At 62.9% G+C, this 18,056-nt stretch carries 17 protein-coding genes; 9 read left to right on the forward strand and 8 right to left on the reverse strand.

The genetic code is table 11. From position 1 onward, the window contains the following. Window positions 1-294: 294 nt before the first annotated feature. The 5 genes from pdxS to ACX80L_RS16055 all read right to left on the reverse strand — a co-directional run bounded on the left by pdxS (window position 295) and on the right by ACX80L_RS16055 (window position 4,459). Window positions 295-1,209 (reverse strand): pyridoxal 5'-phosphate synthase lyase subunit PdxS, encoded by a 915-nt coding sequence (gene pdxS / locus ACX80L_RS16035; RefSeq protein ID WP_459290934.1) that lies wholly within the window; start codon window positions 1,207-1,209, stop codon window positions 295-297. Continuing rightward, on the reverse strand, window positions 1,206-1,532 hold the full coding sequence (locus ACX80L_RS16040; RefSeq protein ID WP_459290936.1) for a hypothetical protein: 327 nt from the start codon (window positions 1,530-1,532) through the stop codon (window positions 1,206-1,208). The genes pdxS and ACX80L_RS16040 overlap by 4 nt, the downstream gene beginning before the upstream one ends. Before the next feature lie 77 nt (window positions 1,533-1,609). After that, on the reverse strand, window positions 1,610-2,743 hold the full coding sequence (locus tag ACX80L_RS16045; RefSeq protein ID WP_459290938.1) for an aminotransferase class I/II-fold pyridoxal phosphate-dependent enzyme: 1,134 nt from the start codon (window positions 2,741-2,743) through the stop codon (window positions 1,610-1,612). 45 nt (window positions 2,744-2,788) lie between these two features. Further along, window positions 2,789-3,178 carry a RidA family protein gene (locus tag ACX80L_RS16050; RefSeq protein WP_459290940.1) on the reverse strand — a complete coding sequence of 130 codons (390 nt, stop codon included), beginning with the start codon at window positions 3,176-3,178 and terminating at the stop codon, window positions 2,789-2,791. 75 nt (window positions 3,179-3,253) lie between these two features. Further along, window positions 3,254-4,459 (reverse strand): aminotransferase, encoded by a 1,206-nt coding sequence (locus ACX80L_RS16055; RefSeq protein ID WP_459290942.1) that lies wholly within the window; start codon window positions 4,457-4,459, stop codon window positions 3,254-3,256. 257 nt (window positions 4,460-4,716) lie between these two features. Here ACX80L_RS16055 and ACX80L_RS16060 point away from each other — a divergent pair, with 257 nt between their 5' ends. The 5 genes from ACX80L_RS16060 (at window position 4,717) to ACX80L_RS16080 (ending at window position 9,495) form a co-directional block, all read left to right on the forward strand. Further along, window positions 4,717-5,667, forward strand: coding sequence for an ABC transporter substrate-binding protein (locus ACX80L_RS16060; protein ID WP_459290944.1), 951 nt, complete (start codon window positions 4,717-4,719; stop codon window positions 5,665-5,667). A 1-nt stretch (window position 5,668) separates the two neighbouring features. Further along, window positions 5,669-6,556 carry an amino acid ABC transporter permease gene (locus tag ACX80L_RS16065; RefSeq protein ID WP_459290946.1) on the forward strand — a complete coding sequence of 296 codons (888 nt, stop codon included), beginning with the start codon at window positions 5,669-5,671 and terminating at the stop codon, window positions 6,554-6,556. After that, a complete protein-coding gene (locus ACX80L_RS16070; RefSeq protein WP_459290948.1) occupies window positions 6,553-7,362 on the forward strand; it encodes an amino acid ABC transporter ATP-binding protein in 810 nt (269 codons plus the stop codon). Before ACX80L_RS16065 ends, ACX80L_RS16070 begins: the two co-directional genes overlap by 4 nt. A 65-nt stretch (window positions 7,363-7,427) precedes the next feature. Then, window positions 7,428-8,840, forward strand: coding sequence for a M20/M25/M40 family metallo-hydrolase (locus tag ACX80L_RS16075; protein ID WP_459291019.1), 1,413 nt, complete (start codon window positions 7,428-7,430; stop codon window positions 8,838-8,840). A gap of 70 nt (window positions 8,841-8,910) precedes the next feature. Continuing rightward, window positions 8,911-9,495, forward strand: coding sequence for a helix-turn-helix domain-containing protein (locus ACX80L_RS16080; protein WP_459290950.1), 585 nt, complete (start codon window positions 8,911-8,913; stop codon window positions 9,493-9,495). 16 nt (window positions 9,496-9,511) lie between these two features. Here ACX80L_RS16080 and ACX80L_RS16085 read toward each other — a convergent pair whose 3' ends face one another. After that, on the reverse strand, window positions 9,512-10,165 hold the full coding sequence (locus ACX80L_RS16085) for a helix-turn-helix domain-containing protein (protein WP_459290952.1): 654 nt from the start codon (window positions 10,163-10,165) through the stop codon (window positions 9,512-9,514). A gap of 491 nt (window positions 10,166-10,656) precedes the next feature. Here ACX80L_RS16085 and ACX80L_RS16090 point away from each other — a divergent pair, with 491 nt between their 5' ends. The 4 genes from ACX80L_RS16090 (at window position 10,657) to ACX80L_RS16105 (ending at window position 15,448) form a co-directional block, all read left to right on the forward strand. Continuing rightward, complete coding sequence (locus ACX80L_RS16090; RefSeq protein WP_459290954.1) at window positions 10,657-12,627, forward strand: beta-glucoside-specific PTS transporter subunit IIABC; 1,971 nt, start codon at window positions 10,657-10,659, stop codon at window positions 12,625-12,627. A 72-nt stretch (window positions 12,628-12,699) separates the two neighbouring features. After that, entirely contained in the window at window positions 12,700-14,130 is a 1,431-nt protein-coding gene (locus ACX80L_RS16095; RefSeq protein ID WP_459290956.1) for a glycoside hydrolase family 1 protein, read from the forward strand. A 93-nt stretch (window positions 14,131-14,223) separates the two neighbouring features. Continuing rightward, entirely contained in the window at window positions 14,224-15,069 is an 846-nt protein-coding gene (locus ACX80L_RS16100; RefSeq protein ID WP_459290958.1) for a PRD domain-containing protein, read from the forward strand. A 97-nt stretch (window positions 15,070-15,166) separates the two neighbouring features. Further along, window positions 15,167-15,448, forward strand: coding sequence for an HPr family phosphocarrier protein (locus ACX80L_RS16105; protein ID WP_459290960.1), 282 nt, complete (start codon window positions 15,167-15,169; stop codon window positions 15,446-15,448). Between the two features lie 191 nt (window positions 15,449-15,639). On the opposite strand, the gene ACX80L_RS16110 is transcribed toward ACX80L_RS16105, so the two are convergent. After that, window positions 15,640-16,524: an HAD-IIB family hydrolase gene (locus ACX80L_RS16110; RefSeq protein ID WP_459290962.1), complete on the reverse strand. Its 885-nt coding sequence runs from the start codon at window positions 16,522-16,524 to the stop codon at window positions 15,640-15,642. An 82-nt stretch (window positions 16,525-16,606) separates the two neighbouring features. Further along, window positions 16,607-17,956: an MFS transporter gene (locus tag ACX80L_RS16115; RefSeq protein WP_459290964.1), complete on the reverse strand. Its 1,350-nt coding sequence runs from the start codon at window positions 17,954-17,956 to the stop codon at window positions 16,607-16,609. Window positions 17,957-18,056 lie beyond the last annotated feature (100 nt).

The following is an 18,056-nucleotide window of genomic DNA, read 5'->3' on the forward strand; positions in this document are numbered from 1 at the left end:
CCAGTCTGTAGGTGAGACGGCCCGTCCTCTCTGACCGGCCGTCGGACATGATGAAAGCGTCATCTGGTGCTGTACCCGAGGTTGTTACTCCACGGTGTGAGCGCTAGCTTTCTTAGTTGGTCTGACACCAACTCCAGAAGTGAAGTACTGCCTCACGCACCGCCAGACAGACAGTGCACCTAGTCGGTTTCCGCGCCGTCGCAGTATTGGCAGTCGGGCTCACATCGCAGGGCGGTTGTGATGGTGTCAGGGCCGTTGTTCGCATCGCGCACGAGTCTTTCCTTCAATGCTCTGCTACCAGCCGCGTTCGGCGAGGCGGTGCGGCTGGGGGATCTCCTCGACGTTGATGCCGACCATGGCCTCGCCCAGACCACGGGACACCTTGGCGATCATGTCCGGATCGTCATGGAACGTGGTCGCCTGGACGATCGCGTTCGCCCGCTCCGCAGGGTTGCCGGACTTGAAGATGCCGGAGCCGACGAACACACCGTCCGCACCGAGCTGCATCATCATGGCAGCATCCGCCGGGGTCGCGATGCCGCCGGCGGTGAACAGGACCACGGGCAGGCGGCCCGCGGAGGCCACCTCCTTCACCAGCTCGTACGGCGCCTGGAGCTCCTTCGCGGCCACGTAGAGTTCGTCCTCGGCCATCGAGGATAGCCGGTTGAGCTCCGCGCGGATGGTACGCATGTGCATCGTGGCGTTCGAGACGTCACCGGTGCCCGCCTCACCCTTCGAGCGGATCATCGCCGCGCCCTCGGTGATGCGCCGCAGTGCCTCACCGAGGTTGGTCGCACCGCAGACGAAGGGGACGGTGAACTTCCACTTGTCGATGTGGTTCGCGTAGTCGGCGGGCGTGAGGACCTCGGACTCGTCGATGTAGTCGACCCCGAGGGACTGCAGGACCTGCGCCTCCACGAAGTGGCCGATGCGCGCTTTCGCCATGACCGGGATGGACACGGCCGCGATGATGCTGTCGATCATGTCGGGATCGCTCATGCGCGAGACGCCACCCTGGGCACGGATGTCGGCGGGAACCCGTTCGAGCGCCATCACGGCTACCGCACCGGCGTCCTCGGCGATGCGGGCCTGATCGGCTGTGACGACATCCATGATGACGCCGCCCTTGAGCATCTCGGCCATCCCGCGCTTGACCCGGTTGCCGCCGGTCTGAGCTGCGGCGCCTTGCTGGGCTGGGTTGTCGTTCATGTGCTCTTCTTTCCGGTTGTCCGGCGGGTGATTTCTGGTGGGTAGGCGAGCAGCGTGAACTGGTCGCGTTCGATGAGTTTTCGTGTGTTGGACTGCTCATCGAGCAGCCACACCACATTCAGTGCGGCCGCGATGTCGGTGACGACGCCCGCGTGGAGGACTCTGCCCTGTCGCAGGGCCACTATCTTCATGTCCGTGCTGATGTCCGCGGTTTCAGTGACGTGAGTGAAGCCCGCTGATACCCAGGGGGCGAGCTCCTGGGGTGAGCAGTCTTGGGCCTGGTGGATGCGCGTGGTGCCAGGGCGTGGTTTGCGTGGCGGCATGGTGGTCTCCGGGCGGTGGAGGAGCTGTGGAGGGGTGCTGTCAGGAAGGTTCTAGGTCTTATGGTTTGCGCTGTTTCTCAAGGGCCGGTTTGTTCCAGCCAGGTGGGCCACGCCTGTCCCAAAGTCGCTATTCCTTCGTGGACTGAAGTGCGCCCGAGGCCGAAGCGCAGGTGATGGCCCGCGTGTTTGAACATGGTGTCGGGGGCGAGGAGCACGCCGTGGTGTTCGACGAGCCATGCGGAGAAGGCTTGTGCGTGGGTTGTCGTCAGCCAGGGGTAGGCGCAGGTGCCGCCTACGGGAGGCACCCAGTCCCCGCCGGGTGTACCGGCAATGAAGGAGGCCAGGAGTTTCGCATTGGTGCGGACGATGGTGTTGGCGCGTTCAAGCAGTGCCGGGGCTGCCTGGAGGCCGGCGATGGCGAGGACTTCGCTGGGGGCGCTGGTGGCAAGCGTCGTCCAGTACCGGTAGTCGAGCAGCCCGGCCGTGACATTGGTGTTTTGGGTAGCGGTCCAGCCGATCCTGACGCCGGCCATACCCAGTGTCTTGGAGACACCCGACACGGACACCGCGTTGGGGGTGAGTGAGGCCGCGGAGGGTCGTCGTCGCTGCGGGTCAAGCTCGATGCCCCGGTAGATTTCGTCGCTGAGCAGCAGCACGTCGGTGCCGTCGACAAGATCGATAAGGTCCTCGAAGACCGCCAGTTCGGGGAGGGCGCCGGTGGGGTTGTGGGGGAAGTTCGCGATGATGAGCCGGGTGCTGGGACGGATTGCCTTGCGTATCTCGGCGACGTCGAGATGCCAGTGGTCCTCTCGTCGCAGCTGGATCTCGGTGACCTCGGCTCCGATGGCAGCGGGCACATCGAGCAGGAGCTGATACGTCGGCCCGATGACGATGACATGGTCGCCTGCGCTCAGGACCGTGTTGAGCAGGACGAAGACCGCTTCGGTGGCGCCGGCGAAGACCTGCACCGCCTCGGCTGAGTCGAGGCCGGAGGCTTCGGCGGCCAGCTGGCGAAGGATCGGGTGGCCTGGGGACTGGGTGTAACCGAGGGTCAGCGATTCGTACCACTGCCGTGTCTGCCCCGGTGCCAGGCGCCACAACTCTTCCAGGGTCAGGGCTTCGGTGTCGGATCCGGTGAGGTTCACCCTGGCGGTGAACTCATGCTTGGCGAACATCCGCTCGATCAGGAATGGCGGAAGCTGCACGGTCATCACCTCTCTTCGCGAAACGTTTGGAGCACTTGAGGTTGGTTGTGGTTAGGCGGCTGCTTGCAGGACTGCGAGGACTTCGATTTCGACCAGGGCGCCCGGGGCGAGTTCCGCGCCGACGGTCACCCTGGCCGGGTAGGGCTGGGGCACGACGTCGGCGTAGACGGCGTCGAATGCGTCGAAATTCTCATCCGAGGACAGGTATACGCGGGAGGTCAGGACGTCGTCCCAGGTGCCGCCAGCCTCGGTCAGCAGGGCCGTGACCTGCTGCAGGCAAAGCCTTGTCTGCTCTTCAATCCCGTGGGTGGAGATCTTGCCGGTCTCGGGGTCGATAGCGAGTTGTCCGGAGAGTTGGAGGAACGGGCCGATCTGCTTGCCCTGGTTGTATGCTCCGACCGCGGCGGGCGCTGCGGAGGTAGCGATGATGCGCTGGTTCATGAAGTGGGTTCCTTCGGGGTCGTTCCGGGAGGCGTTGGGGTGTCAGCCCTGCAGACACCGGGCCGGTCACTGGGGTCAGAGCCAGGAGCTGTTTGTCAGCTGGCGCTGGGCCGCGTCGTGGGAGGACTTGGATGCAGAGTCGTTCGTGCCGCTGCTGCGCTGGACGCGGCGGGCGAGGAATTCGCTGACTTTGGCGAGTCCTTCGCGGAGGACGGTTTCGTTGTTCGCGTACCCGATGCGCAGGCATCCCTCCAGGTCGAAGGCGCTGCCGGGGGTCATGAGGACCCCGACTTCCTCCATCATGGCCGCGGCGAGGTCGGCGGAGGGCTCCCCGGTGTTGTATTCCAGCAGGGCCGTGGTCCCGCCGGCGGGCTTGACGTAGGTGATGGACGGTTCCTGCTGCACCCAGTCGTCGAGGATCTGCAGGTTGGTGCGCACGATCGAGCGTGAGCGCTCCAGGATCTTGTCCTTGTTCTCGAGGGCGATGCGCGCCAGGACGTCGTCGATCATGCCGACGCTGATGGTGTTGTAGTCACGGCGGATGGATACGCGTTCAATGATGTCCACGGGGCCGGCGACCCAGCCGAGGCGGAGCCCGGCCAGGGAGAAGGCCTTGGACATGCTGGCGGTGCTGATTCCGCGGGAGTACACGTCGGCGATCGACGCGGTCGTGCCGTCGCCGGACTGGCCTGTCCCCCGGTACACCTCGTCGCAGAGAACATACGCGCCGACGGTGTCGGCGATGTCCGCGACCGCCTGCAGCATCGCCCGGTCCATGACGGACCCGGAGGGGTTGTTCGGGTTGTTCAGCACAATCAGGCGCGTGTTCTCGGTGACCAGGGACTTCAATTCCTCGAGGTCGGGCAGATACCCGTTCTCGGGGCGGAGCTTGAGTAGCTGCACGTCCGCGCCATAGCTCTCGGGGATCGAGTAGTGCTGCTGGTAGGTCGGCAGGACCGAGATGACCCGGTCCCCGGGCTCGATGAGGGTTTCGTGGATCAGCGCATTCGCGCCGATCGCCCCATGGGTCGTAATCGTGTTCTCCGGCCCCAACGTTTCGTACAGGCCAGCAATGAGATTCCGCAGCTCGTCGGTGCCCTCGATGGCCCCGTAGGTCAGTTTCAGCGGAAGGATCTCCGCGAGGAACGTCTCCTTCCGCCCTGCGAGGGTCAGGAGCTCATCGACGGTGAGGGATTCCACGCAGGTCTCACCGAGGTTGTAGGCGCACTCGTTCTCGTACCGGTTCATCCAAATCTCGACACCGAAGCTTCTGATCTTCATGCTCAACTCCTTATCCTCACGGCGCCCCGACCCTATACCGGGTGGGATCCGCCACAACTCAACTGTTACTTATATTGCCCAGCCGAGAAACCGAAGTCAAGAAACGGGCGCATCAGGTGCCTCCATGAGGTGAGCGGTGCACCGCAGAAATATCTGGTTGTTATATTGCTCACATGCGCATCCAGTGCCATGCTTGGCACCAAGCGGTTACCAAAAGCGCGATATACAGCCCACTTCCTCGATCATTGGAGACACTCGTGAGTCACCCAGGCCTGACCACAGTCCGCCGGCATCTCCGGTTCACCGCCCTCGGCGCGGCGGGATGCGCCCTGATGCTGGCCGGGTGTTCCAACCCGCCGGTCAATCCCTCCTCGGGCAGCTCGGATGCCGCCCCGCAGGACGTCGCTGCCGTATCGGTCGATGAGGAGCTTTCGGCCATGGTGCCGCAGGAGTTCGTCGACGCCGGCGTGGTGCAGGTCGCCACGAACGCCCCGTTCCCGCCGTATCAGATGTTCGCCTCCCCCGGCAGCGAGGAACTCATCGGACTCGAGATCGATCTGGGGAAGGCGATCGGCGAGAAGCTCGGCGTGGAGTTCAGCTTTTCCCAGCAGCCCTACGACGGGCTGATCCCGGGCCTGCAGGCCGGTAAGTACGACGTCCTGATGGCCACCCTGTTCGACACGGCCGAACGCGAGGAAGCGATCGACTTCGTAAACTACGCCCGCTCCGGCTCCGGCATCCTGGTCAAGACCACAACCGAGGACATCGCGGTCCTGAAGGATTTGTGTGGGCGCAGCGCCGCCGCGCAGAACGGGTCCCTGCAGGTCACCCTGCTCGAAGACGCCTCGAAGACCTGCACCGATGAGGGTGCAGCGCCGATCGACATCAAGACGTTCCCCGCATTCTCCGACGAGCAGCTTGCACTGAATTCCGGGAACGTCGAAGCGATCGTCGGCGACCTCCCTGCCCTGGGTTACGCCTCGACGTCGGACCCGTCGGTAAAAGTTGTCGACCCTGAAACCCCGGGCGGGTATGAGAGCTCCTACATCGGCATCGGCGTGCCGAAGGAGGATCCCGAGCTGACCGCGGCGATCACCGAAGCGGTCCGGGCGCTCATGGAGGACGGGACGTACGAGGCGATCCTGGAGAAGTACGGGGTTCCACAGACCGCGATCGACGAGCCGCTGGGCAACCAGTATGACGGCTGATATGAGCGTGCAGACCGAACGGCAGGGCCAGCAGTTCGAGGTCAAACGCCTCCGCCACCCCTACCGCACCGCCGCCGCGATCGTCGTCGCCGTCCTGGCGATCGCCGTCGCCTGGTCGTTCGCGACGAACCCGAACCTCGACTGGCCGACCGTCGGCGCGTACCTGTTCGCCGAACTGACGATCCGCGGGCTCGGCGTGACCCTGTACCTGACCGCGGTGAGCATGCTCATCGGCCTCGTCGGCGGCACTGCCTTGGCGATCATGACCCTGTCCTCGAACTGGGTGTTGAGGGTCGTCGCCGACGGATACATCACCGTCTTCCGCGGCATCCCCATCCTGGTGCAGATCATCTTCTGGGGCTTCATCGGGGCGTTTTTCCCCGAAGTCAGTCTCGGTATCCCGTTCACCGACATCGAGTTCTTCTCCTCGCCGACGTCCAGTCTGATCAACTCCACGACCGCGGCGATCCTCGCCCTCGGACTGAACGAGGCGGCCTACGCCGCCGAGGTCGTCCGGGCCGGCATTCAGTCCGTGGATTCCGGGCAGCGCGAAGCCTCCGCGGCCCTGGGCATGAGCCCGGCCACGACGATGCAGCGGATCATCCTCCCGCAGGCCATGCGCGTCGTCGTTCCTCCCATGGGCAATGAAGTCATCACCCTCCTGAAAACCTCCGCACTGGTGTCGGTTATTGCCGGCAATGACCTGATGACGAACCTGCAGCAGGTCTACGCCCAGAACTACAAGGTCATCCCCCTGCTGGTCGTCGCATCCATCTGGTACCTCGTCGTCACATCCCTGCTGTCCTTGGGACAGAAGCAACTGGAGCGGCGTTTCGGGCGCGGCGTCAACCCTGGCATGAGCGCCGGCACGAAGAGAGGCTCACGATGAACACGCCGAGCGCGATCACCACTACCACCGCGGCAAGCACCACCAGCACGGCGATGGTCGTCGCCGACAGCGTCGGCAAGTCCTTTGGCCACAACGAAGTCCTCAAATGCGTCGACCTCACCGTCGCCCGCGGCGAGGTGACCTGCCTCCTCGGGCCCAGCGGATCAGGGAAAAGCACCCTGCTGCGATGCATCAACCACCTCGAGCGCATCGACTCCGGCCGCCTGTTCGTCGACGGCGACCTCGTCGGCTACCGGCAAGAAGGCACAGTCCTGCACGAACTGGACCCCCGCACAATCGCCCGCCAGCGAGCGAGAATCGGCATGGTGTTCCAGCGCTTCAACCTCTTCCCCCACATGACGGCGCTGGAGAACATCATGGAAGCCCCCCGCCGAGTCAAAAAGCAGCCCAAAGCCGCCGCGCGCGCCCGGGCCGGCTCACTCCTCGAGCAGGTCGGACTCGCAGGGAAGGAGAACCACTACCCCGCCCAACTCTCCGGCGGTCAGCAGCAACGTGTGGCGATCGCGCGTTCACTCGCGATGGATCCCGAACTCATGCTGTTCGATGAACCGACCTCGGCCCTTGACCCTGAACTGGTGGGCGAAGTCCTCAAAGTCATGAAAGACCTCGCCGCATCCGGCATGACCATGGTTGTCGTCACCCACGAAATCGGTTTCGCCCGGGAAGCCGCCGACCAGGTCGTCTTCCTCGACGGAGGGGTCATCGTCGAACAAGGCGCCCCGGAGGACATCCTCACCAACCCCCAACACGAACGCACCCGCTCGTTCCTCTCCAAAGTCCTCTAGGGAAGTCGATGAGGATCAACGAACACACCTCCACGACGGGTAAGCACACCGCGGAGCCGGGCTCTATGGAGCCCGTCTCTGCGGTGCCGGACTGCAAAAAGGGCGTGACTGCGCAGGTTTCGTCGGAGTCAGCTAGGTCGGAAGTCACTAGTTCGGAGGCGCTCCATGAGGTCGTGGACATCTGCCGTGAGCTGATCCGCAGGGACACCTCGAACTACGGGTCAGCTGACGGGCCCGGGGAGCGGACGGCCGCCGAGTACGTCTCCGAGCTCCTGGCCTCCGCGGGGCTCGACCCGGTGATTCTGGAAGCCGAGACCCGCCGCTCGAACGTCATGGCGAGGATGGCCGGCACATCAAGGGATGCCCTGCTGGTCCACGGGCACCTCGACGTCGTCCCGGCGGACCGGTCACAGTGGAGCGTCGACCCGTTCGCTGGGGAGATCAGGGACGGGTTTCTGTGGGGTCGCGGTGCGATCGACATGAAGCACATGGTCGCGATGATCCTCGCCTGCGTGCGGCACATGCACCGCACCGGCACGAAGTCGCGCCGGGACCTCGTCCTGGCGTTCCTCGCCGATGAGGAAAACGGGTTCACCCTCGGGTCCCGGTTCATCAGCACACAGCACCGTCACTGGCTCGACGGGTGCAGCGAGGCGATCAGCGAGGTCGGTGGATTCTCCATCGACCTGCCCGCCAATCGACGTGCCTACCTGATCGAAACCGGACGCAAGGGCGTCGCGTGGCTGCAACTGACAGCGACGGGCCGGGCCGGCCACGCCTCCATCACCAACCCGCGCAGCGCCATTGGGACCCTCGCCGGTGCTGTGGAACGAATCGCCGCCCACACCTGGCCGGTGCAGCTGAGCCCGACCACCGAATCCATGGTCCGCGACCTGGAGGACCTGACCGGCGAAAACATCGCCGATCAGAACATTGCCGGCGGCACCCTTGCCGACGAGGGGCCGCGCCCCGGCTCCGTGCTGACCCCGGTGATGGACATGCTCACGTCCTCGCTCCGCCATGTCGCCAACCCGACCGTCCTGCGCGCAGGGGCGTCCATCAACGTCGTTCCCGGGTCGGCGGAAGCACTTGTCGACGGACGGTTCCTCCACGGGCATGAAACAGAGTTCCTCGACCAGATCGCGCACCTCACCGGTCCCGATATTCGTATCGATGTGCTTGATCTGACCCCCTCGGATCAGTCCGACGCGTTCGCACCCATCACCACCCAAATGCGGGAGGCGCTGGCCGCCGAGGACCCGGGAGCCCGCATCATCCCCTACAGCTCCTCCGCGTCGACCGACAACGCGACATTCGCCGGGCTCGGCATCCAGGGCTACGGTTTCGCGCCCTTGCAGCTTCCCGCCGGCTACAACTTCAGCGCCATGTTCCACGGTGTCGACGAGAAGGTGCCCGTGGACGGGCTCCGCTTCGGTGCCAGGGTGCTCTACAGGTTTCTCACCGGCGTTGAGCCCTGACACCGGTTGTCTTCGGGCGCTGATAACGTAAACAGGAACGCGCAATTTATCGCCCATATGAGGGAGAAGCATGACAGAAGCACTGGAGGACCGCAGCGAACTCGTTGCCCTCGTCGGCTCGACGATCCGCCAGCTCCGGGCGAAGCAGAAGGTGTCCGTGACCGACCTTGCCCGGAAAGCGGATGTGTCACGACGCATGCTCACCGCCATCGAAGGGGGCAACGCGAACGCGTCCCTCGTCACGCTGGACAAGATCGCCCGGGCCCTGGGGGTCGACTTTTCCGTCCTCGTTCGGTCCCGGGCCGAGACACTGATCGAGATCGTTCACGACGATGACGCTAAAGCAGTGTGGGCAGGAGCCGTGGAAGGGAGCACCGGGCGCGTGTTCGTCACCTCCCATTGCCACGGCCCAGCCGAGCTCTGGGACTGGACGTTGGGACCCCGCGACCGCTACGACGCCGAACCGGACCCGGAAGGATCAGAGGAGATCCTGCTCGTCACACGGGGCGAGCTGGCGTTGGCCATCGGGAACGACATCCACATCGTTCCGACCGGCTCGGTGGCCAGGATCGCCACAGACCGCAGCTACTCCTACATCAACCCCGCAGATGCTCCCGTGCACTTCGTCCGCATCGTGGTAATCAACCAGGCATAGCCGGCACCTTTATGGTTCAGGCCGCATGAGGTTCAAGGAAAGCCGAGCGACGCAGCCATGAAGCGAACCGGTCGACGCTCGGTGCCGCACTGATGACACACGAGGATGCGACCTTCGCGGTCGCCCAGGTAAAGGATGTCCGCAGCGTAATCGTGACGCAGTCCCCCTCCCCCAGCTGGTAGATCTCCCGTGGAGTCCGCAATTCACACTTTCCCTGCACGACGAGAATGGTGATCGCGCGGCTGGCTTCTGCAGCCGGGAAGTGGCACAACCAGCCAGGCTGCAGGAATGCCCGCACCATCTGAATCCTGCGCTCCTGGGACGCCGAGAGCGACTGCAATTCAAGAGGCGCCCTTCCGCTGAACTTGCGACCGGAAACGACTTCGACGCCGTTAATCACCGCGGCAATATCAGCGTCGAGCACCTGGCAGAGACGAAACAAAGTCATCGCCGGCACCTCGCGGTGTCCCTGCTCGATCTTGCTCAAGTACGTCCTGTGGAGGCCGACGCCGAGTGCCACATCATCCAAAGTCATACCCCTCGCCCGCCGGGCCGAACGCAACCGCTGACCGATACCGCGGACCAAGGCTTGCTGATCGACAGGCACAGGATGCACCCGAACGCGATCGCCAGGCGTCGATGTAGTCGCAAGAAGACTGACAGTACTCATAAGGGCATTATATTACTCGCATGCTCGGAAGGGTCGGCATAAAATCCCGATTTGCCTGACAGAAGACTAGTTATCGGCGATGCAAAACGCCTGATCAGAGCCCTTTTGGAGCGAAGCCTGCAGTACGTTCCTCAGCTTTTCGCGTGCACTCGACTGCTCCTTTCTCCGTGGCATCGTCAACTACCCAGTAACGCCGGTGATGTTGACGTTGCCCTGGGCAGGGCAGGCGCTGAACCTGATGGCGGCACACAGGTCGCCCGGAGGAGGTTACGGTCCTAGACCGTTTGGTCGCCGGTGCTGACCGGCACCTTCTAGCGCAGGTGGGACTTCGCCTATACGACTTGCATGTGATGCCAGGCACAGGTATTTTTATTCGACGGGTGAATGACGCCTGGAAGGATTGTTACCCAAATAGGGGCAAGACCTGAGCCGCATGAAGATATGCGACTCGGGTCTTTTTTTGTGCCCGAAGACCGATAGAGAGGCTCGACATGGCTGCTGTGGATTACAGGTCGCTAGCCGCAGGGATCGTGCAGGAGGTGGGAGGTGAATCAAACATCGCTTCCGCCACACACTGTGCCACCCGCCTGCGTTTGAGGCTGCGCGACGATGCGAAGGCTGACAAATCCGCCATAGAGAAATTGCCCGGAGTGATCACGGTGATGCAGGCCGGCGGCCAGTTCCAGGTGGTTGTGGGCGACAACGTACCCACGGTGTATGCCGAGCTGGGGAAAATCACCAAGCTCACCGGCGAGGATTCGCCTGCCGAAGATGATGCGCCGAAGGGCAATCTGTTCAACCGGCTCATCGATCTCATCTCCTCGATCTTTAACCCCATCATTTGGCCGCTGGCCGGGGCGGGCCTGCTGAAAGCGTTTCTGAGTCTGGCCAACCAGTTCGGCTGGCTGAACCCTGAATCCCAGACCAACGTCATTCTGGCCGCGGCCGCCGATTCGATCTTCTACTTCCTCCCGCTGTTCTTGGCGATCACCGCCGCCCGGCGGTTCAAAACCAACCAATTCACCTCGATGGCCATTGCAGGGGCCCTGGTGTACCCCTCCATCGTGGCACTGGGATCGGCCGGGGCACCGGTGTCCTTCGCGGGTCTGCCAGTGGTGATCATGAACTACACCAGCTCAGTGATCCCGATCATCGTTGCCGTTTGGCTGCAGGGATACCTGGAACGGTTCCTGAACAAGGTCATCCCCTCCGCGCTGCGGAACTTCAGTACGCCTTTGCTCACTATCCTGATCATGGTGCCGTTGGTACTGATGACGGTGGGACCGGTCACCACCCTCGCCGCCCAAGGCGTGTCAGGCGGAATTACCGCACTCTTCGACGTCGCCCCATGGCTGGCCGGTGCGATCATGGGCGGGTTCTGGCAGGTGTTCGTCATCTTCGGCCTGCACTGGGGTTTCGTTCCCCTGTTCGCCAATGACCTTGCCACTCAGGGCTACTCCCTGCTGATGGGTCCGCTGGTAGCTGCGGTGCTCGCCCAGGCCGCGGCAACCCTGGCGGTGTTCGTCCGCACCCGCAATGCCGCCCGGCGCGAGGTCGCCGGTCCGGCCGCACTGTCCGGGTTCCTGGCTGGAATCACCGAGCCCGGGATCTACGGTGTGAACTTGCCGCTGAAAAAGCCTTTCTACTTCGGCATTGCCGGCGGCGTAGTAGGTGGGGCCATCGCCGCCATCGGCGGCAGCGCCGCAAACGCCTTCGTTTTCGCCTCCGTACTGGCGCTGCCCGCGTACACGCAGGTTGGCAGTTTCACGTTGCAGCTGTCCGGCACCGGAGTTGCAGTAGTGATCGCCTTCACCCTGACCTTCCTCTTCACCTCGCGGGAGGCTGAGGTTCCCGCCGCAGCCGTGCAACCAGGTGGTACTGACCTGCTGGCTCCCACCGCCCAGGATGCTTCCGCGGCTGTCGGCACCACCCTCGGCACCTCCTCCGGTGCCACCTCGGCCATGGCCGCCCGGCCCGCCGGCACGGCTGTCGCGACCGAGGTCGCCGGCACCTTGGGGATCCTCTCCCCCGTGGACGGGACAGCTGTGGCCCTGACGGAAGTAGCGGACAAGGTCTTCTCCTCAGAGGCCATGGGCAAGGGAGTGGGTATCGTTCCCGCCAACGGACACATTTATGCCCCGATTTCCGGCACAGTGAGAGCCGCGATGAAGTCGGGACATGCCTATGGCATCAAGTCCGCCAGCGGGGTGGAGGTGCTGGTCCACATCGGCATTGACACCGTCAAGCTGAACGGTCGCGGTTTCAGCGCGGCCGTTACCCGCGGCGACCACGTGAACGCAGGAGACTTGCTGGCAGTGGTCGACCTGGATGTCGTGGCCAAGGCCGGCTATGACCCCACCACCCTGGTGGTCATCACCAATACCGCTCAGCTGGCCAACGTCATTCCGGTCGCACAGGGCACGGTGACCCACGGTCAGCCCGCGGTGACTGTGCAAATTTGATTGTGCAAATCTGACACGTACCAAGACCAAATTCGAATGAGCAAGCATGAATGACACATCAAGGAGCACCACATGACCACGACTTGCGACAGGACCTCCCCTCAGGGCTTCCCCGAGGGGTTCCTGTGGGGCGGGGCGACCGCCGCCAACCAGATCGAAGGCGCTTTTGACGAGGGCGGCAAGGGTCTGTCCATCCAGGACGTCATGCCCCGTGGGCTGCAGACGCAGCCCACAGAGGGACCCACTGAGGACAACCTCAAGCAGGTAGCCATTGACTTCTACCACCGCTATGCCGAGGACATCGCCCTGTTCGCCGAAATGGGATACAAGGTCTTCCGCTTCTCCATCGCCTGGTCCCGCATCTTCCCTAACGGTGATGAGCAGACCCCGAACGAGGAGGGCCTGGCCTTCTATGACCGGGTGTTGGACGAGCTCGAACGCCACGGAATCCAACCGCTGGTGACGATCAGCCACTACGAGACCCCGTTGCATCTTGCCCGTACTTATAACGGGTGGACCTCCCGGGAGATGATCGGCTTCTATGAGCGCTACTGCCGGGTCCTGTTCGAGCGGTACGGGGAGCGGGTGAAGTACTGGCTGACATTCAACGAAATCAACTCGGTGCTGCACTTTCCCTTCATGTCCGGAGGGATATCGACCCCGAAGCAGGAGCTGTCCCAGCAGGACCTCTACCAGGCGATCCATCACGAACTGGTGGCCTCGGCCCGGGCGACACGCTTGGCCCGGGAGATCATGCCGCAAGCACAGGTGGGGTGCATGATCATCGCGATGCCGGTCTACCCGCTGACCCCGGATCCCAATGACGTAGTTGCGGCCATGCACACGGCTCACGACTCCTACGCCTTCGGGGACGTCCACTGCCGGGGTGAGTATCCCGGGTATCTGTTGCGTCGCTTCCGCCAACAGGGCATCAACCTGACGATCACCGACCAGGATCGGGAGGACCTGACCCACACCGTGGACTTCGTGTCCTTCAGCTACTACATGAGCACGTGTGAGACGGCAGATCCGACCAAGACCCAAGGCGCCGGAAACCTGATGGGCGGTGTGCCCAACCCAACTCTGGAGGCCTCGGAGTGGGGGTGGCAGATTGACCCGCAGGGTCTGCGGGTGGTCATGAACGACTACTGGGAGCGGTGGCAAAAACCGCTGTTCATCGTCGAGAACGGGCTCGGGGCTGCAGACAAGCTCGTGGAGGTCGACGGGGTCAAGACTGTCGTGGATGACTACCGCATCGCCTACCTCAACGACCATTTGGTGCAGGCTCGCGAAGCAATCGCCGATGGGGTGAATTTGCTGGGCTATACCACATGGGGATGCATCGACCTGGTCAGCGCCTCGACCGCGCAGCTGAGCAAGCGCTACGGCTTCGTCTACGTCGATCGCAATGACGACGGGACAGGCACCCTGGCTCGCTACCGGAAGAAGTCCTTTGACTGGTACCAAGACGTGATCGCCACCAACGGCGCAGCGCTGCGGTAACACCACTGCCAGGGCCCTGGCGGCGGGAGCCTGACGGTCCCTGCCGCCAAAGCCAACCAAATCGATAAAAGAATCAAGGAAAGGGAGGGCGATATGGAGATACTGCGTGTCTTCAACAACAACGTCGTCCTCGCCCGGAAGGACACCGGCGGAGAGGTGATTCTCACCGGCCGGGGCCTGGGCTTCCAAGCCAAGCCGGGCCAAAAGGTGGACACCACCAAGGTGGTGCAGGTGTTCGTGCCCGAGAACGGGCGCGACGCGGACAACTTCGGGGCGCTGGTCGCGGCAATACCGTCGGAGTACTTATCGCTTGCTGATGAGGCCCTGCAGGTAGCACGCGCAGACATGGCTCCACCGCTGAATTCCACCACCGTCGTCGGCTTGGCGGACCACATCAGTTTTGCCGTCAAGCGCCTGCAGCAGGGTATTGATCTTGAATATCCGCTGCGGGTCGAAGTCGCCCATCTCTACCCCGACGAGTTGCGTATCGCCCAACGGGTCCTTGACCACGTCAACACCTGCCTGGAGCAACCGTTGCCCCAGGAGGAGGCGGTGCCGATCGCCCTGCACTTGGTGAACGCCGGATTCGCCACCGGCGACCTATCCTTCACCTACCAGATGACCGGGGTCTTCACGCAGCTGTTCGAGGTCATGGAACAGGCTTACGGCCGGCCCTTTGACCGCAACACCATCAACGCCGCCCGTTTCATCACCCACCTGCGCTACTTCTTCGTACGTGCCCATACCGGCCGACAATTGGACGAGGGCACCACCCAGCTCAGCACCGCCATCCGGGAGGCGTACCCTGGCGCCTACGCCACGGCGCTAAAGCTACAGGCGGTGCTCGAGCTACGCCTCGGAGAACCGCTCACCGAGGACGAGAGCACCTATCTGACCCTGCACGTCGCCCGTATGGTTGACGACCTCCGGTTGGGCTGACACCAACAACAACACTTCACCCGAAACCACCTGCAACGCACCTGCAACGCACCTGCAACGCACCTGCAACGCACCTGCAACAAAGGACACCAATTCTATGATCGAGCGCACTGCCACCATCGCATCGACAACCGGCCTGCACGCCCGCCCGGCCGCTATCTTCGCCGAGGCCGCCGCCGAGTACGAGCACCTTGAGATCAGCATCGCCGCCGAGAGTGATGCCGCCGATAAGGCACTGGACGCCGCGTCCATACTTTCGCTCATGAGCTTGGGTGCCGAACACGGCGACACGGTGGTGCTGCGCGCCGAGGGCGAGGGGGCCGCAGAGGCCCTTACTCGCCTGGCTCAAATTCTGGAGACCAATCACGACGCCGCATAAGGACCTTCTCTGATCATGTGGTCCTTATGCTGGATCACATAAGCGTGCTGATACGAGGCTGTGGAACCACCAATCTCTCGCAGCATCCAACGGCAGCGGACCCTTCAGGCTGAAGCTAAGGGCCGTCCCCTTCTCGTACCTGTTCCACGGCTGTCCTGAGGCAGGGCTTATATCGATTGGCTGTCAGAAGGTCATACCGCCTCGTCGAAGAGCCCGAGATCGGCGAAGGCGGCCACAAGGCCCTCGCTGTGCGGCGGAGCAGCTGTACGATCCGCGAGTGCCATGAGCTCGGGGGAAGACCCTTCGATAGCAATCCCGACACCCGCGTAAGCGATCATTTCCAGGTCATTGTCCCCGTCACCAATTGCGACTGTGTCCGCGCGGTCTATCCCGAGACGGGCTACGACCGCCGCCACTCCATCGGCTTTGTTGATCCCCCGCTGATAGAGCTCACCGGCATGCCTGCTCTCTCCGGTGATTGAGTTCTCAATGACGGCGATGTCGCACCCGATGCGATCAGCCAGACGGTCCATAGGGGTAGGGCTATCGAACACGGAGATCTTCGCAAAGTGCACTTCTACCGCGTTCGTAATGGGTGATAGCGCGTCAAGGATGACCGAAGACCCGACCGCTTCACCGTCCGGCTCCCGCCGGAAGTATGCCTCGATCATCGCTCCCAAACGCTGGATCGCCGCCTTCGGCGCATAAAGGCGCTCCTGTGATTCGAGGATATAAACAGCGTCTTGGGCATCAAGCTCCGCGACAGTGCGAGCAGCGAGATCCGCCGGGAAGCGGCAATCCGCAAGCACCTCGCCCGCTACTTCGACATAGGCACCAGCACTGGCCACGATCCCGTCAAAACCGGCGCCAAGAATGCCCTCGGACAACATCGACAATGGGCGCCCCGTACACAGCAGAACTCGATGGCCGGCCTTGCGCGCTTCACGAACGGCAAGGACATGCCCTACCGGTACGACCCCAAAGTGTGCGTAGGTACCGTCTACATCCAAGAACACGGCACGACTCGCTCGTGCACGAGCACCTGATGGGATACGCCCTGATCCTTCTTTAGTCATGGTCCGGATCCTAGCGGTGCAGAAGGAGACCCGACGGCCATCAGAGATCCTCGTAAACGATCCCCAGGGTTTGGAGGAGAACTCAGGAGGGCTGATCCACCTTACGGACACCGGCAATGACGATGATCAGGGCAACGAGACCTACTGCTGCTCCTGCCCACAGTGCGCCGGGAGCGCCGAGGGGAAGAAGTGACGCAGCTGCCAACGCTGCCCCCAGTTCCCTTCCCCCTGCGGTGACGCCTGAGGCAACACCGGCTTTCCCTGTTTGTGCGCGGGCGAGTCCTGCAGCTGATGTGCTCGGTACAAGCAGACCGAAGGCGACACCGATTGTGATCATGGGACCGACAAGAGAGAGGTAGCTGGAGTAGAGAAGAGGGAATGCGACCAGAGCCAGAACGAGAAGAACGGACCCGACGATCATCACGCCCCTGTTTCCAATCCAGGAGGTCATACGCGGTGCGAGCAGCGCCGCAATGATGTTGCCTCCAGCAAGAGGAAGTAAGGCAAGACCCGAGACAAAGGCGCTCATACCAAAATCGTCCTGCAGGGAAACACTGACGGTATAGATGCCTGCAAAGAATGCGCCGGTGCCGATGATCGTAGCCAATGCCGTGGAGCTGAAAGGAACGTCTCGTAGCTGGCTCATCGGAAGCATAGGTGTGCTGTGGCGACGCTCAACCAAAACGAACAGGACAGCAAGCACTAGAACAGCGACACTGCCAACGACGATCATCCACAGCGGCAAGCGGGCCGACTCGTGTGCAACGTAGGCGAGAACGCCGAGTAGAAGCACCATGACAATCTGGCCCGGAAAATCTAGCTGGTGAGTGTGCCGGGGCATGGAGGCCACTGCGCGGGCGCTTACGACAACAAGAACTGCGGCCAGGGCTGCAACGACCACGAATAGAAAGCGCCAAGACAAACTTGTGACCAACAGTCCGCAGATAACTGGGCCGACGGCTGCACCCACGGCGTTCGCTGCCGCCCAGGTGCTGATTGCCCGGTGGCGTCGTTTCTCGTCACCCCGATAAGTGAATTGAATAATTGATAAGGATGCGGGCAGCACCAGGGCGGCGCCGATACCTGCCATGAAGGTTCCGGCGACGATGATCGTAACGCCTGGAGCGCAGGCTGCTAGCACTGAGGCGGCAGCGAAGATGCCGAGCCCAGTAGCGAAGGTCCGGTTCGCACCGAATTTATCGGCCAGTGCTCCACCTGTAAGGGAGAACATGGCGAAAGCTAATGTGTAACCGGACAGAACCCACCCAATCACAGTCGCGTCTACTTGGAACTCATTACGAATCGCAGGGATCGCCACTGTCAGTCCGGTCGTCAACATGATCGCCAGCATGGCGCCCAGTGCAGTGATGGTGAGGACCCGCGTTCGGGGATGAGGAGGAGATGGCAGGCGTATAGCGGCGGGCGTAGTCATGGCATCATATTAGCTCGCTCGCGAGCTAATTATATAATCGGTACGAACTGAGTGATACTAGAGCCTTGGATCAGAAAAGTGAACGGCCTGACCATGCCGC

The organism is Arthrobacter sp. MDT1-48-3 (assembly GCF_054511015.1).

What these genes read in the sequence shown, in the direction of transcription:
- ACX80L_RS16085 (WP_459290952.1), bottom strand. Translation starts at nt 10,165, where the DNA reads ATGAGTACTGTCAGTCTTCTTGCGACTACATCGACGCCTGGCGATCGC.
- ACX80L_RS16065 (WP_459290946.1), top strand. Translation starts at nt 5,669, where the DNA reads ATGAGCGTGCAGACCGAACGGCAGGGCCAGCAGTTCGAGGTCAAACGC.
- ACX80L_RS16080 (WP_459290950.1), top strand. Translation starts at nt 8,911, where the DNA reads ATGACAGAAGCACTGGAGGACCGCAGCGAACTCGTTGCCCTCGTCGGC.
- ACX80L_RS16100 (WP_459290958.1), top strand. Translation starts at nt 14,224, where the DNA reads ATGGAGATACTGCGTGTCTTCAACAACAACGTCGTCCTCGCCCGGAAG.
- ACX80L_RS16105 (WP_459290960.1), top strand. Translation starts at nt 15,167, where the DNA reads ATGATCGAGCGCACTGCCACCATCGCATCGACAACCGGCCTGCACGCC.
- ACX80L_RS16050 (WP_459290940.1), bottom strand. Translation starts at nt 3,178, where the DNA reads ATGAACCAGCGCATCATCGCTACCTCCGCAGCGCCCGCCGCGGTCGGA.
- pdxS (WP_459290934.1), bottom strand. Translation starts at nt 1,209, where the DNA reads ATGAACGACAACCCAGCCCAGCAAGGCGCCGCAGCTCAGACCGGCGGC.
- ACX80L_RS16115 (WP_459290964.1), bottom strand. Translation starts at nt 17,956, where the DNA reads ATGACTACGCCCGCCGCTATACGCCTGCCATCTCCTCCTCATCCCCGA.
- ACX80L_RS16090 (WP_459290954.1), top strand. Translation starts at nt 10,657, where the DNA reads ATGGCTGCTGTGGATTACAGGTCGCTAGCCGCAGGGATCGTGCAGGAG.
- ACX80L_RS16075 (WP_459291019.1), top strand. Translation starts at nt 7,428, where the DNA reads ATGGAGCCCGTCTCTGCGGTGCCGGACTGCAAAAAGGGCGTGACTGCG.
- ACX80L_RS16055 (WP_459290942.1), bottom strand. Translation starts at nt 4,459, where the DNA reads ATGAAGATCAGAAGCTTCGGTGTCGAGATTTGGATGAACCGGTACGAG.
- ACX80L_RS16110 (WP_459290962.1), bottom strand. Translation starts at nt 16,524, where the DNA reads ATGACTAAAGAAGGATCAGGGCGTATCCCATCAGGTGCTCGTGCACGA.
- ACX80L_RS16040 (WP_459290936.1), bottom strand. Translation starts at nt 1,532, where the DNA reads ATGCCGCCACGCAAACCACGCCCTGGCACCACGCGCATCCACCAGGCC.
- ACX80L_RS16070 (WP_459290948.1), top strand. Translation starts at nt 6,553, where the DNA reads ATGAACACGCCGAGCGCGATCACCACTACCACCGCGGCAAGCACCACC.
- ACX80L_RS16095 (WP_459290956.1), top strand. Translation starts at nt 12,700, where the DNA reads ATGACCACGACTTGCGACAGGACCTCCCCTCAGGGCTTCCCCGAGGGG.
- ACX80L_RS16045 (WP_459290938.1), bottom strand. Translation starts at nt 2,743, where the DNA reads ATGACCGTGCAGCTTCCGCCATTCCTGATCGAGCGGATGTTCGCCAAG.